Below are 16,453 nucleotides of genomic sequence, written 5' to 3' on the forward strand. Positions count from 1 at the left end.
CTTTATTCCCCTTTCGCTTCAAGCTTTTTATAAAGATCGATAAACTCTGCTGCTAATTCTTTCACTGTAATCGCATTCATTAAATGATCTTGTGCGTGAATTAAAAGAACACTAACCTCTGTTTTTTCTCCTCTTGCTTCTGATTGTATGAGCTCTGTTTGGAAATGATGCGCTTCATTAATCGCTTCTTTTGCCTTTACCATCGCTTCATCTGCTTCTGCCATTTTCCCCTGTTTGGCAAATTGAAGTGCCTCCATCGCAAAGCTTCGTGCGTTACCACTATTTAAAATCAATTGGAATGGAATTTGTTCTGCTGTAGTCATCATAATTACCGCCCTCTCTATAAGGTTCAACCGATTTAAATACCCCTTCAGTTTGAACATGTCTATTAAAGTATGAATTTATTAATGATAGTTTAGTGTTCATATAGATGTTTTTCATCTTTTTGAACATGATATAAAGGTAATTATTCTGACGAGCTATAGGAACTCGCCAGAATAATATTTTTTAAAGTGATACTGAATTGTCGCTTCCTTTTGTTTCAGCTTTTGCAGCCTGTACATAAGTACGGTCACACATTAATACGAATGGATAGTAAATTACTACCGCGATTGCAAAGTTTACTACTTGTAATGCTGCACCAGCGATGCTTCCGCCCGCTACAAGATAACCACTAAAGATTGGTGGCATTGTCCATGGAACTAAAGCAACTGTTTTTGGCACCCATCCTAAAGAAATTGCTGTATAAGAAGTAATTACTAATACAACTGGTGTAAGTACGAATGGAATGATTAACGCTGGGTTTAATACAATTGGTGTACCGAAAATAACTGGTTCGTTAATGTTGAAGAAACCAGGACCGATAGATACGCGCCCCACACCGCGAAGCTGCGCACTTTTTGCAACAAGCATTACCGCTACTAGGAATGCTAATGTTGCACCTGATCCACCGATGTACACATATACATCAAAGAATGGTTTTGTGAAAATATGTGGTACATCATATGCAGACATACCATCGTTAAATAATTTAATATTTTTTTCTAATGCTGGTAAATAAATCGGGTCAATAATACCACCAACGATATTAGGACCATGTAATCCGAAGAACCATAATACATGAATAAGTAACGCTACAATAATTGCACTTGGTAATGTACCTGCTAAACCTTGTAATGGTACTTGAATTGTTTCAAATACGATTTTATGAATACTTGTTCCTGCTAATTTCACTGCTAATTGAATACTTGCTGTTACGATTAAAATAACGAATGCTGGAACTAACGCTGCGAATGATTTCATTACTGCTGGTGGAACACCATCTGGCATTTTAATTGTAATATCTCTTTGAACGAAGAACCTAAATGCCTCTGTTACAAGAAGAGCTACAATGATAGAAACGAATAAACCTTGTGATCCTGTCCACGCTAAATCAATACCGCCTTCTTTTGGCGTTGTCGGAGAAATAATAATTAATGCACCGAATGTAATAATTGCTGCTGACAATGCGTCAACGCCGTAAGATTTCGCTAAATTATAACTTATCCCTACTGCGACTATGAGGGCGAGTATAGCGAAGGAACCTGCCCACATACCACCGCCGATATCTTTCCAAACGTCACCGAATGCACCTTTCATAAATTTTTGGAATGCATCCACTGGTAAGTTATTAACAAGTATTGCAAATGATCCAACTAAGATAAGAGGCATAACTGCGATAAATCCATCACGGATCGCAACTAAGTGACGCTGCGACCCAATTCTACCTGCGATTGGAACTAAATATTTCTCCATAAATGCAATAAACTTTTGCATTTCGCTTCCCCCCTAATTATTTTTTAAGTGTTAATGCGTGATCTAAAACTGCTTCTCCATTCATCATGCCGTAGTGCATTGGATTGATAACGTCGATTCCAACGTTTCTCTCATCAGCAAGCGTTTTCATTGAAGAAAGCATGTAACGAACTTGTGGTCCTAGTAATAATACATCTGCTTGATCGATATTCGTTTTTACTGCATCCCCAGATACAGCCCAAATCTTGCCTTCTAAACCGCGAGCTTTTGCAGCCGCTTCCATTTTTGTAACTAGTAAACTTGTAGACATCCCTGCTGAGCAACATAATAAAATATTCATTTGAAAATCCCCCTTGTGTAGTATAAAAAATTTATGTTTTATTTATTTTTCTTTACGCTATTTATTAATGCAATTAGCGTGCCAACTTTTTAAAACCACTAAAATCAGCACTTTTTCGACTATTTTCTTTGTGTGTTAACGCTTTCAATTAGTGTGTCGTCCAAAAAACACACAGTGTGTTATAAAACAACACGCTTTTAACACATAACTGTATGAAAATAGATTAGTGTTTAGTTGTCTAGTTGTGTTTAATATGAAAAAACACTAAAAAAACTTTTTTATCGTAGGAATCTAGTAAAAAACAACATTTTCTTGGGCTCAGTCTTCTATCTATTCTATTGTCCAAGCAAACTCTACTAGATTACATAAAATAAAATAGAATAAAATAACACAATTCGAAAGGGGATTCCTATGCCAAAACATAGAAAAAAAAGCAAAATAAAGATTTATAGAATAACAAGCTATAAAAAAGACAAGCGTTCTGAATTAGACTCTGACAAATTTGAACTAGAACAGCAGGACAAGCATGATATACAAGACAAACAGGACAAACAGGATAAGCAGAATAAGCAAGATAAGCAAGTACAATCGGAAAATGTAACTATAGTACCTACAGATTCACACAGCTTAGATGTGTGGGATGAAATTTCTCTAAAGGAAATACAAGCTGGTGAACATACGAGCCTATTTGAAGAAAAGAGTAATTATCAAAATATTAATTTAGTCCAAGTAAACGATGTTCGCTTATACTTGGACAAGCAACTACAATTCAGTTCCGTTGATGAGCAAATTTATCATGAAGCACTTGTACATCCGATTATGGCAAAAGTAATTGATCCAAAACGTGTTCTCATATTAGGTGGTGGCGATGGCCTTGCCTTACGAGAAGTTTTGAAATATGAAACTGTGCTACATGTAGACCTTGTTGATTTAGACGAGGCAATGATTAATATGGCACGTAATGTTCCAGAAATAGTATCTTTAAACAAAAATGCTTTTTTTGATAATCGTGTGAACGTGCACGTATGCGATGCAAAAGAATTTCTAAATTCACCTTCATCTTTATACGATGTAATCATTATTGATTTTCCAGACCCAGCGACAGAATTATTAAGTACTTTATATACAAGCGAACTATTTGCTCGTATAGCTACATTCTTAACAGAAGATGGTGCTTTCGTCTGTCAATCTAATTCACCTGCTGATGCACCTCTAGTATATTGGAGTATCGGTAATACAATTGAACACGCTGGATTAACTGTGAAGAGTTATCATACAATCGTTCCTTCTTTCGGAACTGACTGGGGATTTCATCTTGCTACTAATTCTGCACATGTACTCGATCAAATTGAACAATTATATGTAGTACCAACTCCTCGAACATTGCCTGCTCTTCTTTTTCCTTTATTTCAATTTAAAGAAGAACATTTAGAACAACGTAACCTCGCTCTTTTAAATTCAGAATCAAATCTTATCTTACATCAATGCTACAAACAGGAAATGAAGTTTTGACAATATTATAATAAGGAGTGCTACCCTATGGAATATTCTACTTTTGGCAAGCATATAATAGTAGATTTGTGGGGAGTGGACTTTTCCCTATTAGATGATATGCAATTTTTAGAATATCATCTAGTTACAGCTGCAGATTACTCTGGTGCCCATGTTTTAAACGTAAGTAAAAAAGAGTTCCAGCCATATGGTGTTACTGTATTAGTGTTATTATCAGAAAGCCATCTTTCCATTCACACTTACCCGGAACAAAATTTTGCAGCTATTGACTGTTATACTTGCGGTACAACCGTTGAACCACAAATATCGATTGATTATATCGTAAATATATTAAAACCGGAGCGGATGCATATAAAAAGATTAATTCGTGGTATAGGAGAAATTGTTACTGCCGATTAATTATAACTCTTACTCATCCGAAAAAAGGAGGATTGTAAAATACCATCAGTGGGATGAACATTTCGCTGATGGTACAGGCACATACATAAAATGAAATTTTAATTAGTGGGTGTTTTACTGCCCGTTAATTCAAGATAAAAAAACCTTGCATAAGCAAGGTTCATTCATCCACCGACATCTTCCTATATAACTCTACAAACTCACTCGCTAATTCTTTCACCGTAATTGCATTCATTAAATGATCTTGCGCGTGTACCATTAAAAGAGTAACTTCGGTCTTTTCGCCACCAGCTTCTTTCTGGATAAGCTCCGTTTGTACACGGTGCGCCTCTTTTAATTCCTCTAGTGCTTCTTGTAATTTAGCTTCAGCTTCTGTAAACTCCCCACGCTTCGCACAATCAATTGCTTCCATTGAACAACTTCTCGCGTTTCCCCCATGCAAGATTAAATGAAAAGCTTTCGTCTCTATCGTATCCATTTTAGTTCTTTACTCCCCCTTTTCTTCCGCCAGTTTTTGTTTATCCCATATTTTTAAGAACGGTAAATAAATGAAGAATGCTAGCGCAAAGTTAACAAGTTGCAAAATAACACCTGAAATTTTCCCGCCCGATCCTAAATATCCACTAAAAAGAATAGGTGTCGTCCAAGGTACAGCGGCCCCACTCGGACGTGCGACCCATCCCCATTCCATTGCAAAGTAAGAAACAATTGTTAACACAACTGGAACTAATATGAATGGAATTAGTAAAAGTGGGTTCATTACAATCGGCATACCAAAAGTTACCATCTCATTAATATTAAATATACCAGGTGCAATTGACAATCTCCCTAAACTTTTTAATTGTTGACTTCGTGCAAATAGTAACATTCCGACAACTAGAGCAAGCGTTGCACCAGAACCGCCCATATAAATCCATAAGTCAAAAAACTGTGCCGTAATCGTATTTGGTACATCTTGCCCAGCTTGAAAAGCGACTCGGTTTTGATCCATTAACGACAACCAAACGGGGCTCATTACACCACCAACAATAGTAGCACCATGAATTCCACACGACCAAAGAACATGAACGAGAATAACTGCTATTATTGCGCCCCAAAGACTAGCACCAAGTACACTAAGTGGTTCCTGTAAAATTTGTCCTACAATATTATGGATACTGCCAAAAGAAGTATTTTCTATAATTAAGCGTAAAATCCAAATAACTGTTACAACAATAAATCCTGGAACAAGTGCCGCAAATGAACGCGTGACAGCTGGTGGAACTGTCTCTGGCATCTTTATAATTATCTTTTTTTGTACAATAAATCGATACAGTTCAGTAGATATAAGTGCAATAATCATTGCTACAAATAACCCTTGGCTTCCCATTAATGCAGCTGGGATAGCGCCTTCTACAAGTACACTTTCTTTTGTACTTGGTATAATATATGCAACTTGAAATGGCGTCGCAAGTAAAAACGTCACAAGCGACAATGCCCCGGATGCTAAAGCATCCACTTTATAATACTCTCCAAGCCTGTAAGCGATTCCAAAAACAGCTATTAAAGCCATTATATTAAAAGTTGCACTAACTGGATACCCTAAAGCTCTCTGCCAATTCTCACCAAACAAACCTGCCATAAACTCGTTATATCCGGGTATCGGCAGTGCACTAATAATGAGGAAAAACGATCCAATAATTAAGAAAGGCATCGTTAAAATAATTCCATCTCGAATTGCTTGTAAATGCCTCTGCTCTGCAACCTTCCCTGCTACCGGCATCACATACTTCTCTAAAAACCGTATCATCTATCCCACTCTCCTCATGGTTTCATTGACAAAGCTGCTTGCAAGATAGCTTCTCCATTACAAAGTCCGTAATGAACAGATTGAATGACATCAACAGGTATCCCTTTATCCTTACATAATTCTTTCATTTTCGGTAATAAATAACGTACTTGCGGTCCAAGTAAAAGGACATCAGCTTTATCAATATGACTATTCACTTCAGAACCCGATACTGCCCAGATTGTTACTTCTATCCCTCTTTTCTCTGCTGCTTTCTCCATCTTTGTAACAATCAAACTGGAAGACATTCCCGCTGCACAGCAAAGTAAAATATTCATCCCGCTTCCCTCCCCTTTTTTCTCTACCTAAATTATGGTGCACTCCTTGCCACCACTAGGTTACAAATATATATGTCTAGATTTCCTGCTGTATGCCGAGCTTAAAAACAAAAATTTCTTGGTTTTCGCGCTATTCCATTTATCCGTATTCTCCTAGTAAAGAGAACTCTAACTCGCTATAATGATTCAGTATGACTTTTTTTAATTGATAGGAGGATATATTTATGAAGGCATATCGCTTTCCACTTATTTTATTATCTTCTATCCTAATTGGTGGTTTCATTGGTTATTTCATGGGTGCCGATGCAGTTGCTTTAAAGCCGCTTGGTGACATTTTCTTAAACTTAATGTTTACGATTGTTGTACCTCTAGTGTTCTTTAGCATCGCATCGTCTATTGCTAATATGGATGGATTAAAACGTTTCGGTAAAATTATGTCTAGTATGGCTGGGACTTTCTTATTTACAAGTATTTTAGCTGCTATTTTTATGATTATTGTTGTGAAAATATTCCCGCCAGCACAAGGTGTTGTACTAGAACTAACACAACCTGACAAAGCCGGCAAAGCTGTTAGTGTTGCAGATCAAATCGTCGGTATTTTAACAGTATCTGACTTCTCGAAGTTACTATCTCGTGAAAATATGTTAGCTCTTATTTTCTTCTCTATCTTAATGGGGATTGCAACTTCAGCAGTTGGCGAAAAAGGAAAGCCATTCGCTACATTCCTACAGGCTGGTGCAGAGATTTCAATGAAGGTTGTATCTTTCATTATGTACTACGCCCCAATCGGACTTGCTGCTTACTTTGCAGCATTAGTTGGCGAATTCGGACCACAACTTCTTGGAACTTACTTCCGAGCAGCAATGGTATACTATCCTGCTTCTCTAATTTATTTCTTTGTATTCTTCACATTCTATGCATACCTTGCAGGTCGCAAACAAGGTGTACAAGTATTTTGGAAGAACATGGTCTCTCCTACAGTTACATCACTTGCAACTTGTAGTAGTGCCGCAAGTATTCCAGCAAACTTAGAAGCAACAAAGAAAATGGGTATTTCTTCAGACGTTCGTGAAACAGTTGTCCTTCTTGGTTCTACTCTTCATAAAGATGGCTCTGTTTTAGGCGGCGTATTAAAAATTGCTTTCTTATTCGGTATTTTCAACATGGAATTCGAAGGACCGAAAACATTAGCAATCGCACTTGTTGTTTCTCTATTAGTAGGAACAGTAATGGGCGCTATTCCAGGCGGCGGTATGATTGGTGAAATGTTAATCGTTTCTTTATATGGCTTCCCGCCAGAAGCATTGCCAATTATCGCAGCAATCAGTACAATCATTGATCCTCCTGCAACGATGTTAAACGTAACAGCAGATAACGCTTGTGCCGTAATGACAGCTCGCCTTGTAGAAGGTAAGAACTGGATCAAAAACAAATTTGCTTAATAAATAGAAAGAGGATGCTCCAAACGAGCATCCTCTTTCTTTGTTGTTAATCCATTCCGCCACAAATTTGTTAAAACCTTCACAAATATTCCACACCTCTTATCCATTCTCCGTACTATAATCATGTATGGAAAAGGAGATGGATCTAATGACTCAAAGCGCACCAGAATTTAAAGTTTTGCAAAGCATTGCATTTCTCGCTGTCGTTTTGCAAAGTTCTTTATTATATACAATGAATCAAGGAAATGTCTTACTTGAGGAATCCCTCATTATGGGCATGCTATTTAATCTTGCAAAATTCTCAGCACCAGCATTCATATTTATCGTTGGATTTCACTTAATTCGTCACTATACGAAGCAATTAGTATATAAAGAATATATTTCTGAAAAAGCGACACACTTACTCATTCCTTATTTCTTTTGGTCTATTCTTTACTTATTAACAACAAATGATCTTATTACGTTACAAAGTGGAATAAAAAGTTTATTACTCGGAACAGCCGCGCCCCATCTTTGGTACGTTATTATGATGTTCCAAATTCACTTATTGTTCCCTTTACTATGCACACTTTTTTATTGGTTTCAAAAACGAACAGAAAATAAAAAAGACATATATAAATATATGACCTTTTTCGCTTGCCTATATTTTCTATTAATGTGGTTCTCTTCTCACTATATTTTTAATGGAGAAAAATTAACAAGTTCAACAATTTTACATTATACAGATCGATCATTTCTATTCTACTCATTCTATTTCGTTATGGGCGGCATCGCCGCTGTAGCACTAAAAACTTGGCGGCTATTCGTCATGAAACATATCCCGCTTATAACAATATTATTTTTCATCTTATTTTTATTCATCAATTATGAGTTGTTTAGTTTTTACGGAGCAAACTCTATTCATTTAACTGTTTCTACCTATTTAAAACCATCTATGTTTTTATATATCGTATGCGAAATTATCATACTGTATGTGTTATCTATTATGATAGTACAGCGTCGTGGTTTCTTATATAAAACGTTACGTTTCATTGGAAATTACACGTATGGTGCTTATTTAGCTCATTTATTCTTCTTGCAACTATGCACAAAACTTCTTTCCTTATTCACGCTGCAAGAAAATACTATATTATATAGCCTATTACTATTTGTGTTAACGGCTATTATCTCTATTTCAACAATGGTCATTTGTAGCACGGTACCATTTCATACTTGGATTACAGGTCCTTCTCCTACAACAAAGATGAAATGGACGAAGGTTGTATTACGAAAAAATCATAAAAAACTATTCAAGCCATATATTTGATATAATAATACGCATATAAAAAGAAAGCGAGAGACACCTATGATTAATCAAGTTGGACAAATTATGCTATATGTAAATAACCAAGACGAAACAGTACAATTTTGGACAGAAAAAGTAGGGTTCCAAATCATTGCGGAAGAAAATAACGGAAACGGATTCCGCTGGATTGAAATTGCACCGGCGAAAGAAGCAGGAACAAGCATCGTCCTTCACGATAAAGCGTTAATCGCGAAGATGCAACCTGAACTAAACCTAAATACACCTTCACTTATGTTCTTCTCAAATGACTTAGACCGTCTATATAAAGATCTTTCTGAGAAAAATGTCACAGTTGGACAGGTTGTAGATTTACCTACTGGTAGAGCATTCAACTTTGCTGATAATGAAAATAATTACTTTGCAGTAATGGAACGCAAATAAAAAATAAGCTATCCGAAAAAATCGGATAGCTTATTTCATTTTAAGAAACTTGTTCTGCATTCGTTTCTCTATGCTGTATATGGCTCGTGACCCAAGCAATTCCACCGGCAACAACGAGATAACATAACAATATTAAAATTTGCATTTGTAATTGCGACCAATCTCCTAAAGAGATAACATCTTGTAATCCTCTAAGAGAATGAGACATTGGGAGAAACTGTCCAATTTTGCTAAGAACAGCTATGTTTAATTCTCCTGGGAAAGTACCTCCGCTCGTCGCTAATTGCAGGACAAGAAGCGTTACCGCTAAGAACTTTCCAACAAGACCAAATACTGTTACTAGCATAAGAATAAATGTCATAAACGTAAAGGAAATAACAATACTTGATAAAACAAAGAGTGGCACACTTGCGACTTCTAATTTCATAACACCTAGCACAACTACATCTACGAGTAGAGCTTGAATAAGTCCAATTAAATATACCAATCCTAGTTTATTAATAAAATGTACCGTTCCGCTTACCTTCATGTTTTGTCTGCGGCCAAGAGGTAAAATATTCGATGCCATAATTCCGCCAACATAAAATGCAAGTGATAAGAAATATGGTGCAATGCCTGAACCGTAGTTAGGAACGTCAGAAACTGTTGACTTCACTAACTGAACTGGCTCTGAGAACATCGTATTGCGTGCATCATCATTACGAACATCCGCTATCTTCTCTGCGCCCTCTCCTAATTTCGTAGAAAGTTCTTTCGCACCATCATCAAGTTTAACAAGTCCATTTGTTAATTTACTAGCACCGTTATTCAGCTCCGTTCCACCACTCGCAAGCTGATTTACACCTTCTTGCAGGGATGTAAATCCATTTCCCCACTTCATAAATCCATCAGCCAAATTCGATGCACCATCTGCTATCTTTTTCGTTCCAGCAGTAGCTTCATTTAACTTAAATCCGAATGTATTCATGCCTTCTTCAATCTTATGTTGACCATCAGTTAGCTTCTTCGCACCTTGTGTCAATTGTTGTTGGCTATTATTTAAAGTACTTGTTGCTTTAGCTAGTCCATTAGACGTAGCAACAATTTTTTGAAAAGCGGGATCTTGCTGCACTTCTGGATGATTTTTCACGTACTCTTCTAATTGTTGTTTCACACTATTTGCCGCACCATCCGCTTTTACTTGCCCTTCAGCAAGCTTCTCACTTCCGCTCACCCATTCATTTGTACCAGCACTTAATTCACTAATTCCTGATTGTAACGTTTTTTCACCTTGTGCTAATAACTCCATACCACTATGAAGTGATGTCGCTCCTTGACTCAGCTCATTTGCTCCCCCCGTTAAGGCAGATTGGCTAGACGCAAGCTTGTCACTTCCTTCTTTCAATTTCGATGTCCCGTCACTTAAACGATCAATACCATTCGCAAGCTGACTTGCTCCATTTTTTGCATCGGTCGTTCCTTCATGTAATTTCCCCGCACCGTTACTTGCATCACTCAACCCTTGTGCCAAATCTTGAAACTTTGAAAAGACACCTTCTGTATAAGATTTCGTAATACTGTTTGAGATTTTTGTTTTCATATTTTCAACAGCTGTCGTTCCAATTTGAGCCGCTACAAAGTTTTTACCTGGATTTACTTTGTACTGCAACTTTGCTGGCTCTGGTTTCTCATTCATAAGTGTACTTACCTTTTTAGAGAAATCTTCCGGAATCGTAACAACCATATAATATTTATCTTCTTTTAACCCTTCATCAGCATTTTTTTCTGATACGAAATGAAAAGCCAATTCCTTATTTTCTTTTAAATTTTTAACAAAATCGTCTCCTGCATGAATTGTTTTTTCATCCATCGCAGCGCCCTTATCTAAATTCACAACCGCAACAGGTAATTTATCTAATTTTCCGTACGGATCCCAATATCCAGCTAAAAAGAATCCTGAATAAATTAACGGAACGATTAATAAAAAAATTAAAGCGATACGTCCATGTTTATGGTGCCACATCGCTTTCCAATCTTTAAATATAAGTTTAATTCCCTTCATGAAACATACTCCTCTTCTAATTTAACACCCTTCGAATGGTTTAACAGATTTACTATACACGTCACTTTACATACTGTATAATACATCTTTAATTATTAATTCATTCCTTTTGGTCTATAGAAAGGAGACTCGAAATGGAACTGCTCCAGTTAAAATACTTTCAGACAGTTGCACGACTAGAACACATGACAAAGGCAGCTGAAGAATTGCATATCGCGCAACCTTCACTCAGCAAAACAATCGCTAGACTCGAAAAGGATTTAGGAGTCCCTTTATTTGATCGCCAAGGCCGACAGATTACTTTAAATTCTTTCGGAAAAGTATTTTTAAAACGAGTAGAACGTATTTTTCATGAATTAAGCGAAGGGCAACGAGAAATTAAAGATTTAGCCGAATTACAACAAAGCTCTATTACGCTGGCCGTTTCTATTCCGAGAATATTACCAGAACTACTTGGCTCTTTTTTACTAGAACATCGTAACGTTCGATTCCAACAATTTCTTGCATCCACTCCTTCTATGAAACGACAACTAGATAATATAGAAATTGACTTTTGTATCTCCTCTGTGCCAATTGAAGGTGAGGAGATTGTTTGGGAACCACTTATTACAGAAGAAATTTTCTTAGTCGTCCCTTCAGGCCATCGTTTATCAGGCCGAGAAAATATCCACCTGCATGAAGTAAAAAACGAACCGTTTATTAGTATGAACACTGGCTATGGATTTCGACACTTAACGGATGGATTTTGCAAAGAAGCTGGTTTCACTCCGCATATTGCTTTTGAAGTAGATGAACCGACCGTGATTAGCGACCTCATTAAGCAAGGTCTCGGCATCGCTTTTGTTCCAAGTTTAACTTTATTAAAAAACTCTACTTTAGCATCAAGCAAGTTGCGTATTATTGAACCCAATTGTCAGCGAACCATCGGATTAAGTTGGTCAAAAAAACGCTACTTATCAAAAACAGCTCAGCAATTCCGTGAATTTGTGATTGATTACTTCTCCAACATTAGGACGTAAAATTATATCAACAAATAAAAGTTGCCACCCTCATATGGTGGCAACTTTTATTGTTCACTCTTTTTTAATTCCATTTCAGCTAAAAGTGGTAGTACATTATCAAAAATATGCGTATTATTATTTTCACCTGTTACATATCCACCGTAATATCTACTAAATACGTTATCATTTCGGAATGTGGCCATATGATCATACAATTCTTTCGCAAACTTTTTATCACCTGTTTGTAGTACGTACAAAATCGTTAATCCGTATGCGGCTGGCGATTCATAATTCACAGTTTGTTTTCCCGTTTCTAAATTGTAACGACCGTATAGCTTTCCATCCTCCTGGAATTTCTTCTTTATAAATTCCAAATAAGCAGCTGATGAAAGACCACCTAAACTTCGATGATATGCAACGTATGATTGGTCAATAAGATTCACTTCTTTATCGTACGTAAATGTACCATCTTCTTTATACTCTTTCGGGAATGCCCAGCCATGCCTTGGATAATCCGCTAAAAATTGAACGACTTCCTGATATTGCTGAGCAGAAACTTTGTCGTACTTCTTCATATAGGAGAATGCACGTGGATTTATGTATGATGTTGTTACAAAATTATTTTGTTTCCCTGCATCTGCATCATAATAATCAACATAATAATTATCTTTTTTATTATAACGAAGTACAGCATCACTTAATTGATCGGCAAGGTTTTTATAACGCTCTTCCTTATACATTTCATAAGCACGATATAATTGTTCTATAATACGAAGATCATCTATAAGTGCATTTGTAGCTGACTGCCTCTCTCCCTTTTCAGAGAGTTTCCATAAAACGATATGATTCTTATATACGAAATTATCTTGAATAACCTTTACTTGCTCATCAAATAACGCCTGATCATCTTTATCAAGTGTATATTGTAACCATAATCCCGCTGATTCTGATAAAGCTTCACGTCCCTTTGCTTCACCCGTACCTGCCTTAGTATCTACTAAACGATACGTGGCAAGCGTTCCATTGTCATTCACCATATGCCTTAAAATAAAATTTTCTGTACGGTTTCCTTGTAAAGCTGACCAAAATACAATTCCACCTAAAGCGATTAAGAAGATAACTCCAATCCCTATATATAAACGTTTCCGCAATCTTTTCACCTCCCTAGTAAGGCTAACCTTAATTTTATCAGAACATACATAAATTTAAAAAAGACAATCCACTAGATTGTCTCCCCCATTTCTATCCCTCGCAAACCTCTTTAGAAGGTTTATATAGCGATTGTACAAGTCGATCATATTCACGACGTGTAATCTCTTTATTATATAGCTTCAATAATAAATCTCTATGCTCTTTTGAAAATGCCATCTTTTTAATGACTTCAGGATACATAAAACACCCTCTCCATTTCACATAAACTTCTTCTTTCCGAAAAACAGAACTTATGTTCGCATAAAAGATTATAAAAGATTCCTGTAAAAAAAACAAACAAAACATGAGAAACTATTTATTTCTTTCTATTCGAAATATTACAACATTATATTATCATATTCACTTTTTAAATACATATATATTTTTGGTAGTTTTTTTGAATAAATCTTCCAATTCAATCAGAAAATAATGGCAAAAAAGAAGAGGAGTTTACATATGGATACGGTAACATTAGCAAGAGCATTTTTTGGTTCTTCATTAGCATTCCACATTATTTTTGCAACACTTGGCGTCGGACTTTCATTGATGATTTTTATAAGCGAAATACTCTATCACTGGAAGAAAGACTCCGACTATGCCATTATGGCGAAAAGATGGACAAAGGCGTTTGCTATTCTTCTCGGTGTAGCAATTCCAACTGGAACAATTGTTGGTGTGCAAATCTCACTTCTTTGGCCTGGTTTCGCCAAAATTGTTGGGCAAGTTATTTCTGTTCCCTTCCAAATTGAGATTTTCGCCTTCTTTTTGGAGGCTTTATTCATGTCGATTTACGTATATGCAGCCGATAAACTTCCTCCATTTATGAGATTAATCTCGCTATTTTTCGTCATGCTTGGTGCCACGGCATCCGCCGTGCTTATTACATCAGCAAATACATGGATGAATACACCAGCAGGCTTTTCAATGAATCCAGATGGATCTGTTTTTAACGTTGATCCGTGGAAAGCTTTCTTTAATCCAAGTTTTGGCACAAGTGCATTTCATGTCGTTATTACGGCTTATGCAACTGGTGCGGCTGTCATTGCTTCTATTGCTGGATTTAAATTATTGAAGAAAAATTTAAGTACACGTGAAATTGCTTATCATAAAAAAGGGCTGCTATTAGGGCTTGTGGTTACATTTATTACAGGCGCTACGATGTGGCTTTCAGGACATGAATCAGCGATTGCCTTACATAAACACTCACCTGAAAAACTTGCATCTGCTGAAGCTTTATTTGAAACGACATCACACGCACCGCTATCCATTGGTGGAGTTGTGGATCCTAATACACTTGAACTAAACTATGCACTTGAAATTCCAAACATGCTTAGCTTATTAGTGGGACTAGACCCTAGCACTGTCGTAAAAGGACTAAACGAATTCCCACAAGAAACATGGCCACCATTTTATACACATACACTATTCAACTTAATGGTCGGCACTGCTGCGTTTACCTTCGCTGTTGCAGCAATTGCGCTCTTATATTGGTACTTCGTTTACCGAAAAAAAGGAACAGAATTACCGAAGTGGCTACTTTTGGGGGCTGCCGCATGCGGACCAATTATGATGCTCGGTATTGAATTCGGATGGATTTTCAGTTGTAGCGGTCGTCAACCATGGACAATTTATGGTATGCAACGTACCGTCGATGCATCTACACGCGCCGATTTCGTCGGTCCTTTATTTGTTTTGTTCATCATTTTATATATTGGACTCGCTATTTTAACAGTCATTGTTCTACGGACATTCTTTAGAAGACATCCATTAAAGAATGATTTACAACACCAAGGAGGCGATTCTCATGCATGAGGAAAGTATTGCAATCATCATCTTATGGGCCCTTATTTTCGTATACAGTATACTAGGGTCCATTGATTTTGGCGCTGGTTTTTGGGGCATGGTATACGCAAAACATCCGACGCTCGCTGCTAAACTTGCGAATCGGTACTTATCACCAACTTGGGAAGTAACAAATACGTTTCTCGTTTTCGTCGTTGTCGCATTTCTCGGCTTCTTTCCGAAAGCGGCCTTTACTCTTGCGACAGTAATGTTCGTACCAGTTATGTTAATTTTAGTGCTCATTGCAGTACGTAGTACATTTATGGTATTTGCTTACTCCTTGCCAAAATATCAATACCTTCTTCGGGTTATTTCAGGTATTACTGGTCTATTAATTCCAGCACTATTAATTACCGTTTTACCCGTTACAGAGGGAGCCTATATTACAATGTCTGAAGGAAAGGAAGTACTCCTATATGGAAAACTTCTTTCTAGCCCAGTTATCTACTGTTATATGCTCTTCGGACTAACTTCTGAACTATTTCTCTCCTCTCTCTTTCTTGCTGATTTTTCGAGAGAACAAAGTTCAGAAGATACGTATAGAATTTATAGAAGAAATGCTATCATCCTTGGTCCTGCAACGCTCGTTACGGCAATTATTGCCCTCGTTGTAATGGATCCACAAACACATTGGCTTATGCAAGGATTAATAAAGCAATTCCCGTGGTTTACAGTTTCTATTGTTTTATTCGTTATCGGATACTCGTCCCTTTGGTGGACAAACAAAAAGTACAATACACTAGGATACCCTCGCATTGCCGTTTTAGCTGTCGTCGCTCAATATGCATTTGCAAGCTATGCTTACGGGGTCGCGCATTTACCGTATATTATTTATCCTGACGTAACTGTATTTACAAGCTTTACAACGAAAGAAACGTTCTATGCACTGCTCATTCTATACGCAATTGGGATTGCAATTTTATTACCAGGATTTATTTTCTTCTGGAACTTATTCTTGAAGGATCGTACTTTTTTGAAGGAAAAATAATATAGCATTGGAGTCTGTTCCAAAAGGCATTTTGGGATAGGCTCCTTTTTTCATGTTTTGTCGATAAGTCT

Annotated in this window: 17 protein-coding genes; 8 read left to right on the plus strand and 9 right to left on the minus strand. The window is 36.8% G+C overall.

What is annotated here, in order from left to right:
• Nucleotides 1–2: 2 nt before the first annotated feature.
• The 3 genes from NST86_RS26710 to NST86_RS26720 form a co-directional block, all read right to left on the minus strand.
• Nucleotides 3–326: a PTS lactose/cellobiose transporter subunit IIA gene (locus NST86_RS26710; RefSeq protein ID WP_000989055.1), complete on the minus strand. Its 324-nt coding sequence runs from the start codon at nt 324–326 to the stop codon at nt 3–5.
• 181 nt (nt 327–507) lie between these two features.
• Complete coding sequence (celB, locus tag NST86_RS26715; RefSeq protein ID WP_149214742.1) at nt 508–1,815, minus strand: PTS cellobiose transporter subunit IIC; 1,308 nt, start codon at nt 1,813–1,815, stop codon at nt 508–510.
• Between the two features lie 16 nt (nt 1,816–1,831).
• Nucleotides 1,832–2,134, minus strand: a complete 303-nt coding sequence (locus tag NST86_RS26720; protein ID WP_001023569.1) for a PTS sugar transporter subunit IIB — start codon at nt 2,132–2,134, stop codon at nt 1,832–1,834.
• A gap of 411 nt (nt 2,135–2,545) precedes the next feature.
• Between NST86_RS26720 and NST86_RS26725 the strand changes: the two genes are divergently transcribed.
• Both NST86_RS26725 and speD read left to right on the plus strand, forming a co-directional pair.
• Nucleotides 2,546–3,646, plus strand: a complete 1,101-nt coding sequence (locus NST86_RS26725) for a polyamine aminopropyltransferase (RefSeq protein WP_098905856.1) — start codon at nt 2,546–2,548, stop codon at nt 3,644–3,646.
• A gap of 27 nt (nt 3,647–3,673) precedes the next feature.
• The gene (gene speD, locus NST86_RS26730) at nt 3,674–4,045 is read left to right on the plus strand and encodes an adenosylmethionine decarboxylase (RefSeq protein WP_000456823.1); all 372 of its coding nucleotides are present in this window, start codon (nt 3,674–3,676) and stop codon (nt 4,043–4,045) included.
• Between the two features lie 160 nt (nt 4,046–4,205).
• On the opposite strand, the gene NST86_RS26735 is transcribed toward speD, so the two are convergent.
• The 3 genes from NST86_RS26735 to NST86_RS26745 are packed head-to-tail and all read right to left on the minus strand — an operon-like array spanning nt 4,206 to nt 6,151.
• On the minus strand, nt 4,206–4,523 hold the full coding sequence (locus tag NST86_RS26735) for a PTS lactose/cellobiose transporter subunit IIA (protein WP_000379645.1): 318 nt from the start codon (nt 4,521–4,523) through the stop codon (nt 4,206–4,208).
• Nucleotides 4,524–4,532: 9 nt separating this feature from the next.
• Nucleotides 4,533–5,834 (minus strand): PTS cellobiose transporter subunit IIC, encoded by a 1,302-nt coding sequence (celB, locus tag NST86_RS26740; protein WP_000617789.1) that lies wholly within the window; start codon nt 5,832–5,834, stop codon nt 4,533–4,535.
• Nucleotides 5,835–5,848: 14 nt separating this feature from the next.
• Nucleotides 5,849–6,151, minus strand: coding sequence for a PTS sugar transporter subunit IIB (locus NST86_RS26745; protein WP_227593295.1), 303 nt, complete (start codon nt 6,149–6,151; stop codon nt 5,849–5,851).
• A 224-nt stretch (nt 6,152–6,375) separates the two neighbouring features.
• On the opposite strand from NST86_RS26745, the gene NST86_RS26750 reads away from it, so the two are divergent.
• The 3 genes from NST86_RS26750 (at nt 6,376) to NST86_RS26760 (ending at nt 9,319) form a co-directional block, all read left to right on the plus strand.
• A complete protein-coding gene (locus tag NST86_RS26750; protein ID WP_000649362.1) occupies nt 6,376–7,593 on the plus strand; it encodes a dicarboxylate/amino acid:cation symporter in 1,218 nt (405 codons plus the stop codon).
• Nucleotides 7,594–7,741: 148 nt separating this feature from the next.
• Entirely contained in the window at nt 7,742–8,899 is a 1,158-nt protein-coding gene (locus tag NST86_RS26755; protein WP_227593294.1) for an acyltransferase, read from the plus strand.
• Nucleotides 8,900–8,938: 39 nt separating this feature from the next.
• Complete coding sequence (locus tag NST86_RS26760; protein ID WP_000610162.1) at nt 8,939–9,319, plus strand: VOC family protein; 381 nt, start codon at nt 8,939–8,941, stop codon at nt 9,317–9,319.
• A 40-nt stretch (nt 9,320–9,359) separates the two neighbouring features.
• On the opposite strand, the gene NST86_RS26765 is transcribed toward NST86_RS26760, so the two are convergent.
• A complete protein-coding gene (locus tag NST86_RS26765) occupies nt 9,360–11,360 on the minus strand; it encodes a YhgE/Pip domain-containing protein (RefSeq protein WP_025966395.1) in 2,001 nt (666 codons plus the stop codon).
• A gap of 134 nt (nt 11,361–11,494) precedes the next feature.
• On the opposite strand from NST86_RS26765, the gene NST86_RS26770 reads away from it, so the two are divergent.
• Complete coding sequence (locus tag NST86_RS26770) at nt 11,495–12,379, plus strand: LysR family transcriptional regulator (RefSeq protein WP_000421942.1); 885 nt, start codon at nt 11,495–11,497, stop codon at nt 12,377–12,379.
• A 47-nt stretch (nt 12,380–12,426) separates the two neighbouring features.
• Here NST86_RS26770 and NST86_RS26775 read toward each other — a convergent pair whose 3' ends face one another.
• Together NST86_RS26775 and NST86_RS26780 are read right to left on the minus strand one after the other, a co-directional pair.
• On the minus strand, nt 12,427–13,512 hold the full coding sequence (locus NST86_RS26775; protein WP_001231668.1) for a hypothetical protein: 1,086 nt from the start codon (nt 13,510–13,512) through the stop codon (nt 12,427–12,429).
• Nucleotides 13,513–13,603: 91 nt separating this feature from the next.
• Nucleotides 13,604–13,753, minus strand: a complete 150-nt coding sequence (locus tag NST86_RS26780) for a hypothetical protein (protein WP_000283179.1) — start codon at nt 13,751–13,753, stop codon at nt 13,604–13,606.
• 255 nt (nt 13,754–14,008) lie between these two features.
• Between NST86_RS26780 and cydA the strand changes: the two genes are divergently transcribed.
• Together cydA and NST86_RS26790 are read left to right on the plus strand one after the other, a co-directional pair.
• On the plus strand, nt 14,009–15,364 hold the full coding sequence (cydA, locus tag NST86_RS26785; protein ID WP_000381982.1) for a cytochrome ubiquinol oxidase subunit I: 1,356 nt from the start codon (nt 14,009–14,011) through the stop codon (nt 15,362–15,364).
• Nucleotides 15,357–16,382 (plus strand): cytochrome d ubiquinol oxidase subunit II, encoded by a 1,026-nt coding sequence (locus NST86_RS26790; protein WP_193533290.1) that lies wholly within the window; start codon nt 15,357–15,359, stop codon nt 16,380–16,382. Before cydA ends, NST86_RS26790 begins: the two co-directional genes overlap by 8 nt.
• Nucleotides 16,383–16,453 lie beyond the last annotated feature (71 nt).

Source organism: Bacillus sp. FSL L8-0199 (genome assembly GCF_038005705.1).
Classification (GTDB): Bacteria; Bacillota; Bacilli; order Bacillales; family Bacillaceae_G; genus Bacillus_A; species Bacillus_A cereus.